The organism is Serratia proteamaculans (assembly GCF_949794035.1).
GTDB lineage: Bacteria > Pseudomonadota > Gammaproteobacteria > Enterobacterales > Enterobacteriaceae > Serratia > Serratia proteamaculans.
Genome location: NZ_OX461105.1, coordinates 3,847,526 through 3,862,895 on the forward strand (window position 1 = coordinate 3,847,526; position 15,370 = coordinate 3,862,895).

A 15,370-nucleotide genomic window follows, 5' to 3' on the forward strand; every position below is an offset into this window, starting at 1 on the left:
CTTGGCAGGCATAAGTTATACCTCATAAGTTGTATTTATAACGTTATGGCGATTAAGCGTGATCGGCGACTCTGACAACCGCAATGGAAACGCATACACTAAAATTCATTCCACCTCTGCTGAAAAGGGTTCCTATGCTCTACCAGGCTGATTCTTCACGTTATCAAAGTATGGAATACCGCCGCTGCGGCCGTAGCGGCCTGAAACTGCCGGCCATTTCACTCGGCTTGTGGCATAACTTTGGCGACACCACGCTGTATGACAATGCGCGCAAGCTGATCCACTGCGCGTTCGATCGCGGCATCACCCACTTTGATCTGGCCAACAACTATGGTCCGCCTCCCGGTTCCGCCGAAGAAAACTTCGGCCGTATTCTTAACGCGGACCTGAAGCCCTGGCGTGATGAACTGATTATCTCCTCGAAGGCCGGTTACACCATGTGGCCTGGCCCTTACGGCGACTGGGGATCGAAAAAGTATCTGGTCGCCAGCCTGGATCAAAGCCTGCAACGCATGGGGCTGGAGTACGTGGACATCTTCTACCACCATCGTCCCGATCCGGATACGCCGCTGGAAGAAACCATGGGCGCGCTGGATTTGCTGGTGCGTCAGGGCAAGGCACTGTACGTCGGGCTATCAAACTACCCGGCCGACCGTGCACGCGAAGCGTTTCGCATTCTGCAAAAACTCGGCACGCCTTGCGTGATCCATCAGCCCAAATACTCGATGTTCGAACGCTGGGTTGAACCCGAGTTACTGGATACGCTGGAAGAACACGGCGTAGGTTCCATTGCCTTCTCACCACTGGCCGGTGGTCTGCTGACCGATCGCTATCTGCACGGTATTCCACAAGATTCGCGCGCCGCCAGCGGCAGTCAGTTTCTGCAGCCCGGTCAGCTCACCGACGATAAGTTGGAAAAAGTGCGTCGACTCAATGCATTGGCGCAACAGCGTGGGCAAAAGCTGTCGCAAATGGCACTGACCTGGGTATTACGTGGCGATCGCGTCACTTCGGTACTGATTGGTGCCAGCAAGACCAGTCAGATTGAAGACGCGGTAGGCATGCTGGCTAACCGCAGCTTCAGCGATGCCGAAATTGCCCAGATCGAACAAATATTAGTGTAATCGGTTACAATGATCGCCGGATCCCACGCCGGCGATCGTCTATCCTCGCCAGACAAATCTTAAATCAGCTGCCCCACACCGCTTTTCAGAATCTCTCTAAGATTCAACCCTAGCCCCACAGGCTAAGATGCCGCTATTGCAGGTAAAACTATAAGGCCATTTTATAAACTGATGAACGCGCTTCATTACTTATAAAACCGGCCAACCCGCTGCGGCGGAAAGGAGAATTCATGTTTAAACCTCTGTTATTGGCCGCCCTGTTGGTGGTGTCAACGGTGCCTGTCATGCAGCAAGCCCAGGCGGACGGCCTCAGTATCGATCTGATGCCGGGCGTGTCATTACGTATCGGTGAACAAGACAACCGTGGCCGTTACTGGGACGGTTATGACTGGCGTGACCGCGACTGGTGGCAGGGCCATCAGGGCCGCTACCTGGGCGATCGCAACCGCCGGGGTTACAACTGGGACGGTTATCGCTGGCGCGACAACGACTACTGGCGCAAAAATTATTACTATCATGAAGGCCGCTATCGCAAATACGATAAGCACTACTACAAGCATCATGATAAACACCACTGGAAAGATCGTCGCCATGATGACCGCGATCACGGTCACCATGGTCATGGTGACCACGACGACTAACAGCAAAAGGCCGGCATCATGCCGGCCTTTCATTTAACAGGTGCTCACAGCAGGCTGCTGACCAGCAAATAACCGTTCAGCCCCACCACTACCACCACGATCAGCTTACCCATCGTCTGTATGGTACGGCTGTTCACCATCTCGCCCATCAACTCACGATTACCAGTGAACGACAGCAATGGCACCAGTGCCAGGGCAATCCCGAAACTCAGCAATACCTGGCTTAGCACCAGAATGCGCGTAGCGTCCATCCCCAGCATAATCACGATAAATGACGGCAGCATGGTGACCACGCGGCGTACCCACAGCGGAATGTAAAAGCGCACGAACCCCTGCATTACCACCTGCCCCGCCAGCGTGCCCACCACGGTAGAAGACAGCCCGGCAGCCACCAGGCTCAGCCCGAAAATGGTCGCTGCCGCCTGCCCCAGCAAAGGTTGCAGCGTCAGATAGGCCTGGTCGAGATCGGTGACGCCACTATGACCATTAAAATGGAAAGCGGCGGCGGCGGTGGCCATCATCGCCAGATTAACAAACCCGGCGATGGTCATGGCAATGGCGACATCGAACTTGGTAGCGGCATAGCGATCGGCCTTTGAATTCTCGCCAGCGGCCTGGGTTAACGACGAATGCAGATAAATCACGTGCGGCATAATGGTAGCGCCCAGTACGCCCGCAGCCAGAAACACCGCATCGCCGTTCGGCAAATCCGGCAGCGCCATGCCTTTTAACAACGGTCCCAACTGCGGCTGGGAGAACACCAGCTCCACCATATAAGCCAGGGCGACAAACAGCAGCAGGCTGCCAATCACCCATTCCAGCGGTTTTTGCCCACGTTTTTGCAGCATCAGGATCAGGAAGGTGGCAATACCGGTCAGGATCGCCCCTTCCAGCAGCGTTACGCCCAACAGCAGTTTGAAACCGATAGCCGCACCAATAAACTCGGCCAGATCGGTCGCCATCGCAATGATTTCTGCCTGCACCCAATAGGCCCAGACCGCTGGGCGTGGAAAACGATCGCGAATGTGCTCCGCCAGGTTTTTACCGGTGGCAATGCCCAGTTTGGCGGACAACAGCTGGATCAGCATCGCCATCACATTGGCCCACACCACCACCCACAGCAGGGTATAGCCAAAAGAAGCCCCTGACTGGATATTGGTGGCGAAATTGCCAGGGTCGATATAGCCGATAGCCGCGATAAATGCGGGCCCCATCAGGGAGAGTTTGATCTTTCTGGATGGGCGCTGAGTGGTCTCTACCACGCGACTGTTCAGCATGCTCTGAACCCTTACGTCTATTAAGCCTGAGGTTATTTTATGTAAATGATAATAATTATCAAGTGCGTTTAGAGCGGTAATACTTATCTCTGCGATAGAGAAAAACCACGGGTTTAACGAAAGGTTTAGCGGGTAGATGGATATTTTCCGTACTCTGCCGAGCCTGATTCAGAGCACAATCGGTCTTATAATGGAATTAGCACAGGAATAGGAATTTCATATGGTTTCATTAAGCTCTTGATTTTTTATGCTTTACCGTACTAATTTAAGACATATCCCACTATGACTTTCCATATTTGCAATAGACCTCTCGTTTTTAAACGTGGCGTTACATAAAATGACATCCGAAATTCAGCCTGCCTCAAGTTTGGAGCAAACATGTCCCATATTGCGCACTTTGCGTTGGCGTTAGTGGTGGTTGCGGTTCTGGCACTGTTAGTGTGCCGCGATCGTAAAAGCATCCGCATTCGCTACGTTATACAACTGTTGGTTATTGAAGTACTGCTGGCCTATTTCTTCCTGCATTCGGAAGCGGGTTTAGGCTTTGTAAAAGGATTCGCAGCGCTGTTTGACAAGCTGCTCGGGTTTGCTGGGCAAGGGACTGAATTTGTATTCGGCGGTATGGGTGATAAAGGTCTGGCCTTCTTCTTCCTGAAGGTACTGTGCCCGATCGTCTTCATCTCTGCGCTGATCGGTATTCTGCAATACATTAAAGTACTGCCGTTTATCATCCGCATTATTGGTACCGTGCTGTCAAAAGTAAACGGTATGGGCAAGCTGGAATCCTTCAACGCCGTCAGTTCGCTGATCCTGGGCCAGTCTGAAAACTTCATTGCCTATAAAGATATTCTGGGCAAGATGTCAGAAAAGCGCATGTACACCATGGCAGCAACCGCGATGTCTACGGTTTCCATGTCCATCGTCGGTGCTTACATGACCATGCTGGATGCCAAGTTTGTGGTCGCCGCGCTGGTACTGAACATGTTCAGCACCTTTATCGTGCTGTCATTGGTCAACCCGTATGACACCAGTAAAGAAGAAGAACTGCATCTGGGCAATCTGCACGAAGGCCAGAGCTTCTTCGAAATGCTGGGTGAATACATTCTGGCTGGTTTTAAAGTAGCTATTATCGTTGCTGCGATGCTGATCGGCTTTATCGCCCTGATCGCCGCGCTCAACGGCCTGTTCAGCGCCATCTTCGGCCTGAGCTTCCAGGAAATCCTGGGCTACTTCTTCTATCCATTCGCCTGGATTATGGGTATTCCTAAGCACGAAGCGTTGCAGGTAGGCAGCATCATGGCGACCAAACTGGTTTCCAACGAATTCGTGGCGATGATGGAACTGCAGAAAATCTCTGCTGAACTCTCTCCTCGCAGCATGGGGATCCTGTCGGTGTTCCTGGTTTCCTTCGCCAACTTCTCTTCCATCGGTATCGTTGCCGGTGCGATTAAAGGGCTGAACGAGCATCAGGGCAACGTGGTGTCCCGCTTTGGTCTGAAGCTGGTATACGGTTCTACGCTGGTCAGCATCCTGTCTGCGTCCATCGCAGGCCTGGTTCTGGGCTAAGCCGAAACCTCAGTGAGACAAAGGTCGCTTCGGCGGCCTTTTTTAATGGCTGTAATTCGGTGTTCGGGATGGAGGAGGAAAGACAGAAAGCAAAAAGCCGACCCTGAGGTCGGCTTTTTAAATGGTGGTGGAGCTAGACGGGATCGAACCGTCGACCTCTTGCATGCCATGCAAGCGCTCTCCCAGCTGAGCTATAGCCCCACAAAAGTGGTACGCTTTAACCGGCGTTACGGTATTCCCCAACCCTTCTGAGATAAAGGTTGGTGGAGCTAGACGGGATCGAACCGTCGACCTCTTGCATGCCATGCAAGCGCTCTCCCAGCTGAGCTATAGCCCCAATCCACAATCACAAAATCCTGTGAACGGGGCGCATAATATGAAACCCCTGAAACACTGTCAACGGCTAAATTGAATTACTCGATCAAGCGCTGAAAAAGCCGCCAAATCAGCGCGTTTCACGCTAAAAAATCGCCAGGACGGGTAAAAATCAGCCATTACCCTGGTCATCTCACAAAATACAAAAAACCTTATCCATTGTGTTGATTTTTATTTAATGGAATGTTAGCGAAATACGCTTGAGTCATCATCCCCACAGGCATAGACTGCCCGCGTCGTAAAATCCACAACTATAAACCGAGTCAGTTATGTCGTTGCATTCACCAAAAGAAATCGCTGCGTTAGCCATTCAGGCCGGCGTAAACAAAAGCCAGGCGTCACTCGCCAATCTGCTCATTCTGGGCTTTCTCGCCGGTGCCTTTATCGCTACCGGCTTCCTGCTGGATATCCATGTGATCGGCACCCTGCCGGCCGAATGGGGCTCGTTTGGGGCATTACTGGGCGCCGCCGTGTTCCCGATCGGCCTGATCCTGACAATTCTGGCCGGAGGAGAGTTACTGACCGGTAATATGATGACTCTGCCGATGGCCTGGTTTGCCCGCCAAATATCGCTGTTTGCCATTCTGCGCAACTGGTTCTGGGTCACTCTGGCCAACCTGGCCGGCAGCGTGGCCGTTGCCTATTTCTTTGGCCACCTGCTTGGCCTGACAGAAGGGGCATTCCTGCACAAAACCTTGTCCATCGCGCAAGCCAAAGTGGATGCTGACTTCCTGCACGCATTTATTTCCGGCGTCGGCTGTAATTGGCTGGTGTGTCTGGCGGTATGGCTGGCCTTTGCCAGCAAAGACGTGCCGGGCAAGGTGATTGGCATGTGGTTCCCGGTGATGGCTTTCGTCGCTATCGGTTTCCAGCACGTGGTGGCGAACATGTTCATTATCCCGGCGGCCATCTTTGCCGGTGGCATGAGCTGGAGCCAGTATCTGCCCAACTTCACCGCCGTGTTTCTCGGTAACGCATTGGGCGGCGCAGGCTTCGTCGGCCTGATGTATTTCCTCGCCTACCGCCCCGCCGTTCCGGCCAGCGAACAGGCCTGATCGACACCGATAAAAAAGCCCCGGGATTGCTCCACGGGGCCTTTTCATTTACAGGCTGGGAAACTATCAGCCTTAAGCTTCACGCCCGGCAATGAAAGCCAGCGCCAGGTCGATGCGCTGCAGAGAACGTTTCTGACCAATAGCATGAACGGTAACATCCATACCCGGTGACTGACCGGCACCGGTCACCGCTACGCGCAGCGGCATGCCGACCTTGCCCATACCTACACCCAGCTCATCAGCCGTGCCCTGAATGGCGTCATGCACGTTTTCCGGGGTCCAGGCAGTGATAGCAGCCAGTTTGGCACGTACTGCCTCCAGCGGCTGGCGTGCAACCGGACGCAGGTGTTTCTTGGCAGCATCAGCGTCGAACTCGCTGAAGTCTTCGTAGAAGTAACGGCAGGACTCGGCCATTTCCTTCAGCGTTTTGCAACGCTCGCCCAGCAGCTTAACAATATCTTTCAGCTCAGGACCGTTGCGGGTTTCAATCCCCAGTTGCTCAACATGCCACGCCAGGTGCACCGCCACTTCTTCGGCAGGCATATGGTTAATGTAGTGGTGGTTGAGCCACTGCAGCTTCTCGGTATTGAAGGCGCTGGCAGATTTGTTGATCGCTTCCAGAGTAAAGAACTCTTTCATCTCATCAATAGAGAAGATTTCCTGATCGCCATGGGACCAACCCAGACGCACCAGATAGTTCAGCAGCGCCTGCGGCAGGTAGCCGTCATCGCGATACTGCATTACGCCTACCGCACCGTGGCGTTTCGACAGTTTTTTGCCGTCGTCACCGAGGATCATCGAAACGTGCGCGTATTCCGGTACTGGCGCGCCCAGCGCTTTCAGAATGTTGATCTGACGCGGGGTGTTGTTGATGTGGTCTTCGCCGCGGATCACGTGGGTGATTTCCATATCCCAGTCATCCACCACTACGCAGAAGTTATAGGTCGGTGAACCGTCGGTACGGCGAATGATCAGGTCATCCAGCTCCTGGTTGCTGAATTCGATCGGGCCACGGATCTTGTCATCGAAGATAACCGAGCCTTCCTGCGGGTTACGGAAACGCACCACGTAGGGTTCGTCGTCGGTATGGCTGCACTGGCTGTCACGGCAATGACCGTCGTAACGTGGTTTTTCACCGTTTTCCATCTGCGTTTCACGCAGCGCTTCCAGACGTTCCTTCGAGCAATAGCATTTATAGGCGGTATTCTGCACCAGCATGTCGTCAATCACCGCGTTATAGCGGTCAAAACGCTTGGTCTGGAAGTACGGGCCTTCGTTCCAATCCAGGTTTAACCAGTTCATGCCATCCATAATTGCGTCAATAGCGTCCTGGGTTGAACGTTCCAGATCGGTATCTTCGATACGCAGAACGAACTCACCGCCCATATGGCGGGTGAACAACCAGGAGTAAAGCGCAGTACGGGCGCCACCGACGTGAAGATAGCCGGTTGGGCTCGGTGCAAAACGGGTTTTGATTTTCATTGGGTTCACTGCCTTATTACGCAACGCGTGTCGGCGGTTGCCGACGATTGCTCGGAATTTAAAAAAGTGGGCAACATTGTACCACCACGCGCTAATTCCTCAACGCTGACACGATATTGCTGCCCCTGATTTCGTTATCTCTGCGGCAGGTTTCGCATAACCATGTGCAAAGATCCGTCATTGCGGGCGATAAATATCGCATCCTGTTTAAATTTGCGGCGAACGATTGAAATCATTTTAAAAACCGTTGACTCACTTTCAACTATCCCTATAATGCGACTCCAACAAGACGGGGCGATTAGCTCAGTTGGTAGAGCATCTCCTTTACACGGAGGGGGTCGGCGGTTCGAGCCCGTCATCGCCCACCATCTTGTTGAGTAGTAAAGCAGTAAGAAATGAGAAGAATGAGGGTGATTAGCTCAGTTGGTAGAGCATCTCCTTTACACGGAGGGGGTCGGCGGTTCGAGCCCGTCATCACCCACCACTCATTCTCTTGTTTGGCAGTACCCGGAAGTTCTGAAGTGGGTGATTAGCTCAGTTGGTAGAGCATCTCCTTTACACGGAGGGGGTCGGCGGTTCGAGCCCGTCATCACCCACCACTTCTGCGGGTCGTTAGCTCAGTTGGTAGAGCAGTTGACTTTTAATCAATTGGTCGCAGGTTCGAATCCCGCACGACCCACCACTACAGAAAAAAGCGCCTTTTGGCGCTTTTTTCGCATCTGACGTCCGGAAGCGCTCAAAACCTCAGTAATTCTCCCAATATCTCCATACAACTAACAATGCTCGTTATTAGGGAGAGCGTGCCGAAGGGGTCGTAGCGGCTTGCCCGCCGGAGCGCCCCTCGGTGCGCTAGGCCCGGGCATCTCGAGATTAAAGACAACTAATAAAGGCGCTGCAAGCAGCGCCTTACGGCTATCGCGAAGGTAGAACCTGATTATCAGGCCGCCAGCGTCGCTCCACCATCAATCACAATATCCTGCATAGTGATATGGCTGGCGCGATCGGAAGCCAGGAACAGAATGGCATCGGCGATTTCCTGTGGTTGAGCAATTTTGCCCAACGGAATGCCCAGTTTGAACTGTTCCGGGAAACCGTTAATGGTGTTCTGCTCACCGGTTTCATCCTGCCACATGCCACGCTGCATTGGCGTATTGGTCGAGCCCGGCGAAACCAGGTTGCTGCGCACGCCATAAGGGGCCATTTCCAACCCCACGGTTTGGCACAGGCTGCGCAATGCAGCTTTAGAAGCGCAGTAGGCCGCCATGCCGACGCGCGGCACATGGGCGGCGTTGGACGCTACGCTGACAATCACACCGCGTCGTTGGCGACGAAACACCGGCAAGGCATGGCGGAACATATTGAATGCCCCACCGGCATTGACCGCCAGACAAGCCAGCCAGTCTGCGGTGCTGGTTTCATCCGTCAGCCCCATGCGCAAAATACCGGCACCGTTGACCAGCACGTCCAAATCCCCCTGCTCCGCCAGCAAACGTCCGCACACGCGGTCTACTGCATCACTGTCAGCGATATCCAGCACTTCAGTACGGAATGGGTATTCCGGCTCACCAAAGTGTTTATCAAAGCCAACCACTTCGGCACCGGCCTGCACAAACGCCAGTGCCGTTGTCAGACCAATTCCGGCACCAGCACCAGTCACCCAGACTCGCTTACCGGCGAAATCGCCCTGTTGCTCCATCAGGCTTTCCCCTCTGACAACAACGCCCACCAGCCATCGATGGTTGGGTTCTTGGCCAGCGCGATAAAATCGATATCGCCGCGAATTTTGCGCCAACGTGCCGCCAATTCCATGATACGCACCGAATCCAGACCGTAGTCGATCAGGTTTTCATCGTCGCCCATGTCTTCGCTGTCTTCATCGAGGAAAGGCATGATTTGCTGGCGCAGCGCAGCCTTGCTGGCAATGCCCGGCAACAGCTCGGCGGTGGTCACCACGCGACCGCAACGGCCGGCGGTATAACGCAATGCCATCAGATGCTCTTCACGGGAGAAATCGGCCAGGCCGTCGGCCACCATGAACGGCTGAATATTGCGCATAAAAGCATCGATCGCCGTAGTCATGCAGCCGATATGCGCGTAGACGCCACAGATGATCAACTGATCGCGCCCCGACTCCTGCAGAATCTCCTGCAGCGGTGAGCGGTGGAAAGCACTGTAACGCCACTTCACCAGTACGGTATCGTCTGCTTCCGGTGCCAGGGCAGCAACCACTGCCTGCTGTTCCGGGTGCTTATTCAGACCTGGGCCCCACATGTCATTCAACAAGGCGCGATCTTCATCGCTCTGCTGATTAGGCTGCGCGGTGTAAAACACCGGGATCCCCTGGGATTTGCAGTAACGGCGCAGGTTGGCGATGTTCTCCACCACCTGTTTGATCAGCGGGCTGTCTTCACCCCAGAAATTCAGGAAATACTGCTGCATATCGTGGATCAACAATGCGGCGCGCTGCGGTTCCACCTTCCAGCTCACTTTGTTGGTCGGCAGTTCAGCCTGAGTCGGCAACGCGTAATCATTAAGTTTTGGAATGGCCATGACTTATTCTCCCTGGACCAGAGTCAGTTGTTGCGCCTCCAGGCGTTGGCGCAACAGTTTTTTATCCACTTTGCCAACCGGGGTGAGCGGCAGCGTATCAACCTGTATAAAACGATCGGGTAATTTGAATTCGGCCACGCCCTCGGCGCGCAAATGGCGGCGCAGTACCACCGCTTTCAGCGCGCTGGTCGCGATAATATAGGCACAGCTTTTTTCACCCATCAGTTCGTCCGGCATCGAAACCAACGCCGCGTTGATCACTTCCGGATGACGCAACAGCAGGTTTTCGATCTCCTCGGCGGCGATCTTCTCCCCACCACGGTTGATCTGATCTTTCTGACGACCTTCAACCTTCACATAACCGTCTTCGGTCAGGCTGATCAGGTCACCGGAGCAGTAGAAACCGTCGTCATCAAAGGCGGCGGCGTTGTGCTCTGGACTTTGGTAATAGCCACGGAAGGTATAAGGACCACGGGTCATCAGACGTCCGGTTTCGCCCACCGGCAGCGGGTTGCCCTCATCATCGGCCACCCACAGCTCGTCATCCGGCGACATCGGGCAGCCCTGGGTGGTCAGAATATACTGGTCGTCATCGTCCAGTCGGGTGTAGTTCACCAGGCCTTCCGCCATGCCGAACACCTGCTGCAACTGGCAGCCGATCTCGGCCGGAATACGTGCCGCCAGGGTTTCTCCCAGCTTGGCGCCGCCCACCTGCAGCAGCTTAAGGCTGGCCAGTTGCTGGCAACCGCCCCACTCTTCAATCGCCTGCAACCACAGCGTGACCGCCGGCGGTACCAGCGCCGTCACGTTAATCTGATGCTGCTCGATCAAACGGAAACATTGTCCGGCATCCGGATCGCTGGCAAATACCACCAGCCCGGCACCATAGAACACGCCCAGGATGCCCGGGGAGCTCATCGGATAGTTGTGGGCCACCGGCAGCGCGCACAGATAGCGGGTATCGACATCGAAATGACAAATTTCCACGCTACGGCGAATGCTGTAGTAGTAATCATTGTGGGTACGCGGGATCAGTTTTGGCGTGCCGGTACTACCACCGGAAAGCTGGAAAAATGCTACCTGATCGGCCGGGGTTGGCGTCGCAACAAAATCACCGCTGTCTTCTTCCAGCCAGGCCGCCAGCGACTGTTCGCCCTCGGCCTGATTACGCAGTGCCACCACGCGCAGTGAAGGATGCTCAGCATGAAAAGCCGTCAGATATTCATCGTTGCCAAACAAGCCATGCTGGCGATCGGCAATCAGCAACGCTGGTTTGATCTGTACGGCGTAGGCGTTCAGCTCGTTGCGTTGATGGCTGAACAGCGCATTCACCGGCACCACGCCAATTTTCAGCAGCGCAAAGAAGGTCACATAGAATTCGACTACGTTGCCCAACTGCACCAGCGCAGTGTCACCGCTTTGGATGCCGCGACGCTGCAAGGCGGCGGCCAGCCGATCGGAAAGCTGATTAAGCCGGCGATAGCTCAGGCTGCGCTCCGGGTCGATCAGCGCGATGGCGTCATTTTTGGCCTGGCGAGTGATGATGTCGGTCAACGGCCGGTCGGTCCAATATCCGCGCTCACGATAACGACGGGCCAAGGCCTCAGGCCAGGGGGTAAAAGCAATGGTCATCAGAATGTCTATCCTTGGTTCAGGCCAAACGCCCGCGAAATGGTACTGAGTTTGGTGCCGGTTTCATGCCACTCGGATTCCGGCGAAGAGTCTTGTACGATGCCGGCTCCGGCAAACAGTCGTACCTGATTGCCCTGCACCGTGCCGCAACGGATGGTCACCACCCACTCGCCGTTACCTTCGGCGTCACACCAACCGACGATGCCGCCAAACAGGCCGCGATCAAAAGGTTCCAACTGTTTAATCACCTGATGTGCCAACGCGGTCGGCGTACCGCACAGCGCCGGCGTCGGGTGCAACAGGCAGGCCAGCGACAGCGCATTTTCAGCGCGGCTGGCGGCTTCACCATCGATAGGTGTCGACAGGTGCCACAGCGTGGTAGTGCTCAATAATTCAGGAACGGTGGGGATATTCAGATAACGGCAGCGATCGGCCAGCACCTGACGCATCCCTTCGGTGACAAACTGGTGCTCATAGCGATCTTTTTCTGACACCAATAACTGCTGGCTGACTTCCAGATCCCGCTGCGGATCGGCATCACGACGGGCAGAGCCGGCCAGCGGGTTGGAGTAGAACTGCGCGCCGGATTTGCGTAGCAGCAATTCCGGGCTGGCCCCCAACAGTGCCCCCTGTTCCAGCGGGACATGGAAGTGGAAACCATGAGGATTCTGGGCGATGATACGCGCCATCAACGCCTGGCGATCTACCGGCTCGCGGGTTTCAATCTCCAGCAATCGCGACAGCACCACTTTATCCAACTGGTCGCCACGGGTCGCTTCCACCGCATCCGCCACCATCTGCATAAAGGGTTGCTGGGCAGGCACTTCATTTTGGCGAGTAATTTCCGGCAGGGCGTCCTGCGGTGAAGCTACGCCAGCCAAATAGGCATCGCGCTCAAACCATTGGGTTTGCTGGGGAATAAACAGCGCGGAGGGCTGATGAGTGTCAAACGGGATCGCACCGCACAGTATTGGGTTTTTCACCCCCGCCAGTTTGGCCTCGGCAAAAGCATGCTGTACCGCCTGCTGGAACTCGCCGTTAAGCTGGTCCCCGTCCTGGGCCGGCAGCGTGATTTTGGCGAAGCAGCCTTGAGTACTCAGGCTACGGAAAGGAGAGGTAAAGAAAAAGCCGGAGGTCGGCGACACGCCTGCAGCAGACTGTTCGCTATCCTTGCTTTGCGGCTTCTTCTGCCCGGAACTCTTTACTGTAACGCTCATCGGTACTCCCTTTCGTATCATGAACAATAACCGGTATAATAATGATTATCATTTGTATTGAATCGCGTTAAATTACCCTCGTGAATATGCTATGTCAATAAATGTAAACAGTTCTTCCATTCATAATCGTGATATAAAACCAGCAGTTTTAATTATATAAATGATAAGTATTACTATTTAACTTCTAAGGATGCTTTATGAAGAAGAACCCGATCTTCAGCCTGGTGCTGTTTGGCCTGATGGTCATCGGTACTGCCCATGCCGCAGACGCCGGTTGGCCGCGCAAAATTGAAACTTCACACGGCGTGGTGACACTCAGCCAGCCCCCTGCGCGTATTGTTTCCACCAGCGTCACCGTCACCGGTACCCTGCTGGCGATCGACGCCCCGGTGATCGCCAGTGGCGCCACCACGCCCGGCAACCGTCTGGCGGACTCACAGGGCTTCTTCCATCAATGGGGCGCTATCGCGGTACAGCGGGGCGTCAAGCGTCTGTATATCGGCGAACCCAACGCAGAAACTATTGCCGGTGAAGCCCCCGATCTGATTATCATCTCGGCCACCGGTGCCGATTCCGCCCTGCGCCTGTACGATCAGCTCTCTGCCATTGCCCCGGTGCTGGTGGTCAATTACGACGACAAAAGCTGGCAGGCACTGGCGACCGAACTGGGTCAGGCTACCGGGCATGAAGTTCAGGCACAGAAAGTGGTCAGTGATTTCGATGCGCGTGAAAAATCACTGAAGCAGCATATGAAACTGCCGGAACAACCGATTTCCGCCCTGGTCTTCAACGCCGATGGCAAATCCGCCAACCTGTGGACCGCCGCTTCGTCCCAGGGGCAGATGCTCAAGCAGTTGGGTTTTACCCTGGCACCGCTCCCGGCCAAGCTGAACAACAGCCGCAGCATGGGGATGCGTAAGGACATTATTCAACTGAGCGGTGAAAACCTGGCGGAAGGCCTGAACGGCCAGACGCTGATGCTGTTCGCCAACAACGACAGCGATGTCCAGCGGCTGATGGCCAATCCTTTCCTGGCGGACCTGCCGTCGGTGCAGCACCAGCGGGTTTACGCGCTGGGGAGTGACACCTTCCGGCTGGATTACTACAGCGCCAGCAACCTGCTGACGCTGTTGGAAAAACAGTTTATTTCTCAGTAGATTCTGCGGCGGGCTGGAGATCGCTTTCTTGCCCGCCACGGCCCACCTGACGCAGACCGCGCATCGCAAAAGCCAGCACCACACCGAGTAGCGCCACGCCAAAGCCAAAACTGGTTGAGGTCATCGCCGGCAGCATAAACGCCCCCATAGCCCCCAGCAGCAGCGCGCCCAAGGCGTCACCCACCACGTTTTGCGCCGTCCACAGGCCATTGATACGTCCGAGAAACGCATCCGGCGTCAGGTTCTGGATCAACCCGTACTGCAGCAGTGAATTCAGCGCGCTCAGATAACCGAAGACCACCAGGAAAAACAGCGCCAGGCCATACCACGGCATCAAACCGAACAGGCCGATAGCGACAAAAGCGCCAATCGCCGTCATCAGCATCATCCAGCCCGGCCGCGCCACGTGGGCTACCCGACCACTGGTAAAGGCGCCAATCGCTGCTCCCAGCGGCACGGCGGAATACATAAAGCCCAACTGCGCCGCACTGACCTGCCACATGCCGGACATCGCCGGATACAGCACCCGCACCGCACTGGCCATGGTCAACAGCGCGCCAATCAGCGCCACCATGCCAATCACCCGGTTACGGAACAGGAAACCAAAGCCCCCGGCCAGCGCACGTAGTGGGTGCTCACGCGGCTGCGGGGGTGGCAACAACTGCGGCAGGCGCAGCAACGGGATCAGCGTCAGCAAGGTGCCAAATGCCGCCAGACCGTAGTTCCAGGCCACGCCGGCGTTGGCGATCACCAGCCCCCCGATCGCCGGGGAGAGGATCGAGCCAAAACGCACCGTCAGCATGCTGATGGCCCCGGCCTGCACGATATTTTCACGCCCCACCAGTGCCGGTGTCGCCGCCAACAGCGCCGTAACGCCAACCGCACCGAAGAAGCCGTCCCAGACGGCCAGCAGGTAAATCAGCGTTAATGAAGGGGCAGGCAAAGCGGCGTTCAGACACAAACCGACAAAACCGATGCCGCAGGTGGAACGGGCGAATAAAATCAGGCGACGGCGCTCGTAACGATCGGCCAGCACGCCCCCCATCAGCAAACCGGCAAACATGCCGCTGCCCGCCAGCGTCACGGACAAACCAACCAGCAATGTCGACCCGGTCAAGGCCTGGATCTGCACCGGGATCGCAATGGCCATCAACCCCAGCGCTAAAATGGAAATAAAACGCGCGCAAAAAACGGCACGAAACGCGCCATTGGTCTTAAGCAGGCCAAAATCAAGCAAAATAGAGGGCTTACTCATGAGCTTTCTCACCACAACTAAAGAAAAAGGGGCAGCGTC

At 55.3% G+C, this 15,370-nt stretch carries 12 protein-coding genes and 6 tRNA genes; 9 read left to right on the plus strand and 9 right to left on the minus strand.

Annotation, left to right across the window (positions count from 1 at the left end; translation table 11 throughout):
- Positions 1-134 precede the first annotated feature (134 nt).
- Entirely contained in the window at positions 135-1,124 is a 990-nt protein-coding gene (gene mgrA / locus QOT07_RS17940) for an L-glyceraldehyde 3-phosphate reductase (RefSeq protein ID WP_283603686.1), read from the plus strand.
- Positions 1,125-1,354: 230 nt separating this feature from the next.
- Positions 1,355-1,765: a DUF2502 domain-containing protein gene (locus tag QOT07_RS17945; protein ID WP_283603687.1), complete on the plus strand. Its 411-nt coding sequence runs from the start codon at positions 1,355-1,357 to the stop codon at positions 1,763-1,765.
- A gap of 44 nt (positions 1,766-1,809) precedes the next feature.
- On the opposite strand, the gene QOT07_RS17950 is transcribed toward QOT07_RS17945, so the two are convergent.
- Positions 1,810-3,042, minus strand: a complete 1,233-nt coding sequence (locus QOT07_RS17950) for an Nramp family divalent metal transporter (protein WP_112348763.1) — start codon at positions 3,040-3,042, stop codon at positions 1,810-1,812.
- 378 nt (positions 3,043-3,420) lie between these two features.
- Here QOT07_RS17950 and QOT07_RS17955 point away from each other — a divergent pair, with 378 nt between their 5' ends.
- Positions 3,421-4,608, plus strand: coding sequence for a NupC/NupG family nucleoside CNT transporter (locus tag QOT07_RS17955; protein ID WP_099063669.1), 1,188 nt, complete (start codon positions 3,421-3,423; stop codon positions 4,606-4,608).
- Positions 4,609-4,733: 125 nt separating this feature from the next.
- Here QOT07_RS17955 and QOT07_RS17960 read toward each other — a convergent pair.
- A tRNA-Ala gene (locus tag QOT07_RS17960) sits at positions 4,734-4,809 on the minus strand.
- A gap of 60 nt (positions 4,810-4,869) precedes the next feature.
- Positions 4,870-4,945: transfer RNA gene (locus QOT07_RS17965), tRNA-Ala, on the minus strand.
- A gap of 307 nt (positions 4,946-5,252) precedes the next feature.
- On the opposite strand from QOT07_RS17965, the gene QOT07_RS17970 reads away from it, so the two are divergent.
- On the plus strand, positions 5,253-6,038 hold the full coding sequence (locus QOT07_RS17970; RefSeq protein WP_099063668.1) for a formate/nitrite transporter family protein: 786 nt from the start codon (positions 5,253-5,255) through the stop codon (positions 6,036-6,038).
- A gap of 72 nt (positions 6,039-6,110) precedes the next feature.
- On the opposite strand, the gene gltX is transcribed toward QOT07_RS17970, so the two are convergent.
- Positions 6,111-7,520, minus strand: a complete 1,410-nt coding sequence (gene gltX / locus QOT07_RS17975) for a glutamate--tRNA ligase (protein WP_099063667.1) — start codon at positions 7,518-7,520, stop codon at positions 6,111-6,113.
- A 292-nt stretch (positions 7,521-7,812) separates the two neighbouring features.
- Between gltX and QOT07_RS17980 the strand changes: the two genes are divergently transcribed.
- The 4 genes from QOT07_RS17980 to QOT07_RS17995 all read left to right on the plus strand — a co-directional run bounded on the left by QOT07_RS17980 (position 7,813) and on the right by QOT07_RS17995 (position 8,202).
- Positions 7,813-7,888 (plus strand) — tRNA-Val (locus QOT07_RS17980).
- A 40-nt stretch (positions 7,889-7,928) separates the two neighbouring features.
- A tRNA-Val gene (locus QOT07_RS17985) sits at positions 7,929-8,004 on the plus strand.
- A gap of 39 nt (positions 8,005-8,043) precedes the next feature.
- A tRNA-Val gene (locus tag QOT07_RS17990) sits at positions 8,044-8,119 on the plus strand.
- Positions 8,120-8,126: 7 nt separating this feature from the next.
- Positions 8,127-8,202: transfer RNA gene (locus QOT07_RS17995), tRNA-Lys, on the plus strand.
- 255 nt (positions 8,203-8,457) lie between these two features.
- Here QOT07_RS17995 and dhbA read toward each other — a convergent pair.
- The 4 genes from dhbA to QOT07_RS18015 are packed head-to-tail and all read right to left on the minus strand — an operon-like array spanning position 8,458 to position 12,919.
- On the minus strand, positions 8,458-9,216 hold the full coding sequence (gene dhbA / locus QOT07_RS18000) for a 2,3-dihydro-2,3-dihydroxybenzoate dehydrogenase (protein ID WP_099063665.1): 759 nt from the start codon (positions 9,214-9,216) through the stop codon (positions 8,458-8,460).
- Positions 9,216-10,070, minus strand: a complete 855-nt coding sequence (locus QOT07_RS18005; RefSeq protein WP_099063664.1) for an isochorismatase — start codon at positions 10,068-10,070, stop codon at positions 9,216-9,218. Before QOT07_RS18005 ends, dhbA begins: the two co-directional genes overlap by 1 nt.
- Positions 10,071-10,073: 3 nt before the next feature.
- Positions 10,074-11,702: a (2,3-dihydroxybenzoyl)adenylate synthase gene (locus QOT07_RS18010; protein WP_283603688.1), complete on the minus strand. Its 1,629-nt coding sequence runs from the start codon at positions 11,700-11,702 to the stop codon at positions 10,074-10,076.
- Between the two features lie 8 nt (positions 11,703-11,710).
- Entirely contained in the window at positions 11,711-12,919 is a 1,209-nt protein-coding gene (locus QOT07_RS18015; protein WP_099063662.1) for an isochorismate synthase, read from the minus strand.
- 197 nt (positions 12,920-13,116) lie between these two features.
- On the opposite strand from QOT07_RS18015, the gene fepB reads away from it, so the two are divergent.
- A complete protein-coding gene (gene fepB, locus QOT07_RS18020; protein WP_283603689.1) occupies positions 13,117-14,076 on the plus strand; it encodes a Fe2+-enterobactin ABC transporter substrate-binding protein in 960 nt (319 codons plus the stop codon).
- On the opposite strand, the gene entS is transcribed toward fepB, so the two are convergent.
- On the minus strand, positions 14,063-15,331 hold the full coding sequence (entS, locus tag QOT07_RS18025) for an enterobactin transporter EntS (protein WP_099063660.1): 1,269 nt from the start codon (positions 15,329-15,331) through the stop codon (positions 14,063-14,065). The genes fepB and entS overlap by 14 nt on opposite strands.
- Positions 15,332-15,370 lie beyond the last annotated feature (39 nt).

Bases quoted from the DNA above. Each gene is read 5' to 3' on its own strand.
- QOT07_RS18010 (WP_283603688.1), bottom strand. From the start codon at position 11,702: ATGACCATTGCTTTTACCCCCTGGCCTGAGGCCTTGGCCCGTCGTTAT.
- QOT07_RS18015 (WP_099063662.1), bottom strand. From the start codon at position 12,919: ATGAGCGTTACAGTAAAGAGTTCCGGGCAGAAGAAGCCGCAAAGCAAG.
- QOT07_RS17970 (WP_099063668.1), top strand. From the start codon at position 5,253: ATGTCGTTGCATTCACCAAAAGAAATCGCTGCGTTAGCCATTCAGGCC.
- QOT07_RS17955 (WP_099063669.1), top strand. From the start codon at position 3,421: ATGTCCCATATTGCGCACTTTGCGTTGGCGTTAGTGGTGGTTGCGGTT.
- entS (WP_099063660.1), bottom strand. From the start codon at position 15,331: ATGAGTAAGCCCTCTATTTTGCTTGATTTTGGCCTGCTTAAGACCAAT.
- mgrA (WP_283603686.1), top strand. From the start codon at position 135: ATGCTCTACCAGGCTGATTCTTCACGTTATCAAAGTATGGAATACCGC.
- QOT07_RS17950 (WP_112348763.1), bottom strand. From the start codon at position 3,042: ATGCTGAACAGTCGCGTGGTAGAGACCACTCAGCGCCCATCCAGAAAG.
- QOT07_RS18005 (WP_099063664.1), bottom strand. From the start codon at position 10,070: ATGGCCATTCCAAAACTTAATGATTACGCGTTGCCGACTCAGGCTGAA.
- QOT07_RS17945 (WP_283603687.1), top strand. From the start codon at position 1,355: ATGTTTAAACCTCTGTTATTGGCCGCCCTGTTGGTGGTGTCAACGGTG.
- dhbA (WP_099063665.1), bottom strand. From the start codon at position 9,216: ATGGAGCAACAGGGCGATTTCGCCGGTAAGCGAGTCTGGGTGACTGGT.
- gltX (WP_099063667.1), bottom strand. From the start codon at position 7,520: ATGAAAATCAAAACCCGTTTTGCACCGAGCCCAACCGGCTATCTTCAC.
- fepB (WP_283603689.1), top strand. From the start codon at position 13,117: ATGAAGAAGAACCCGATCTTCAGCCTGGTGCTGTTTGGCCTGATGGTC.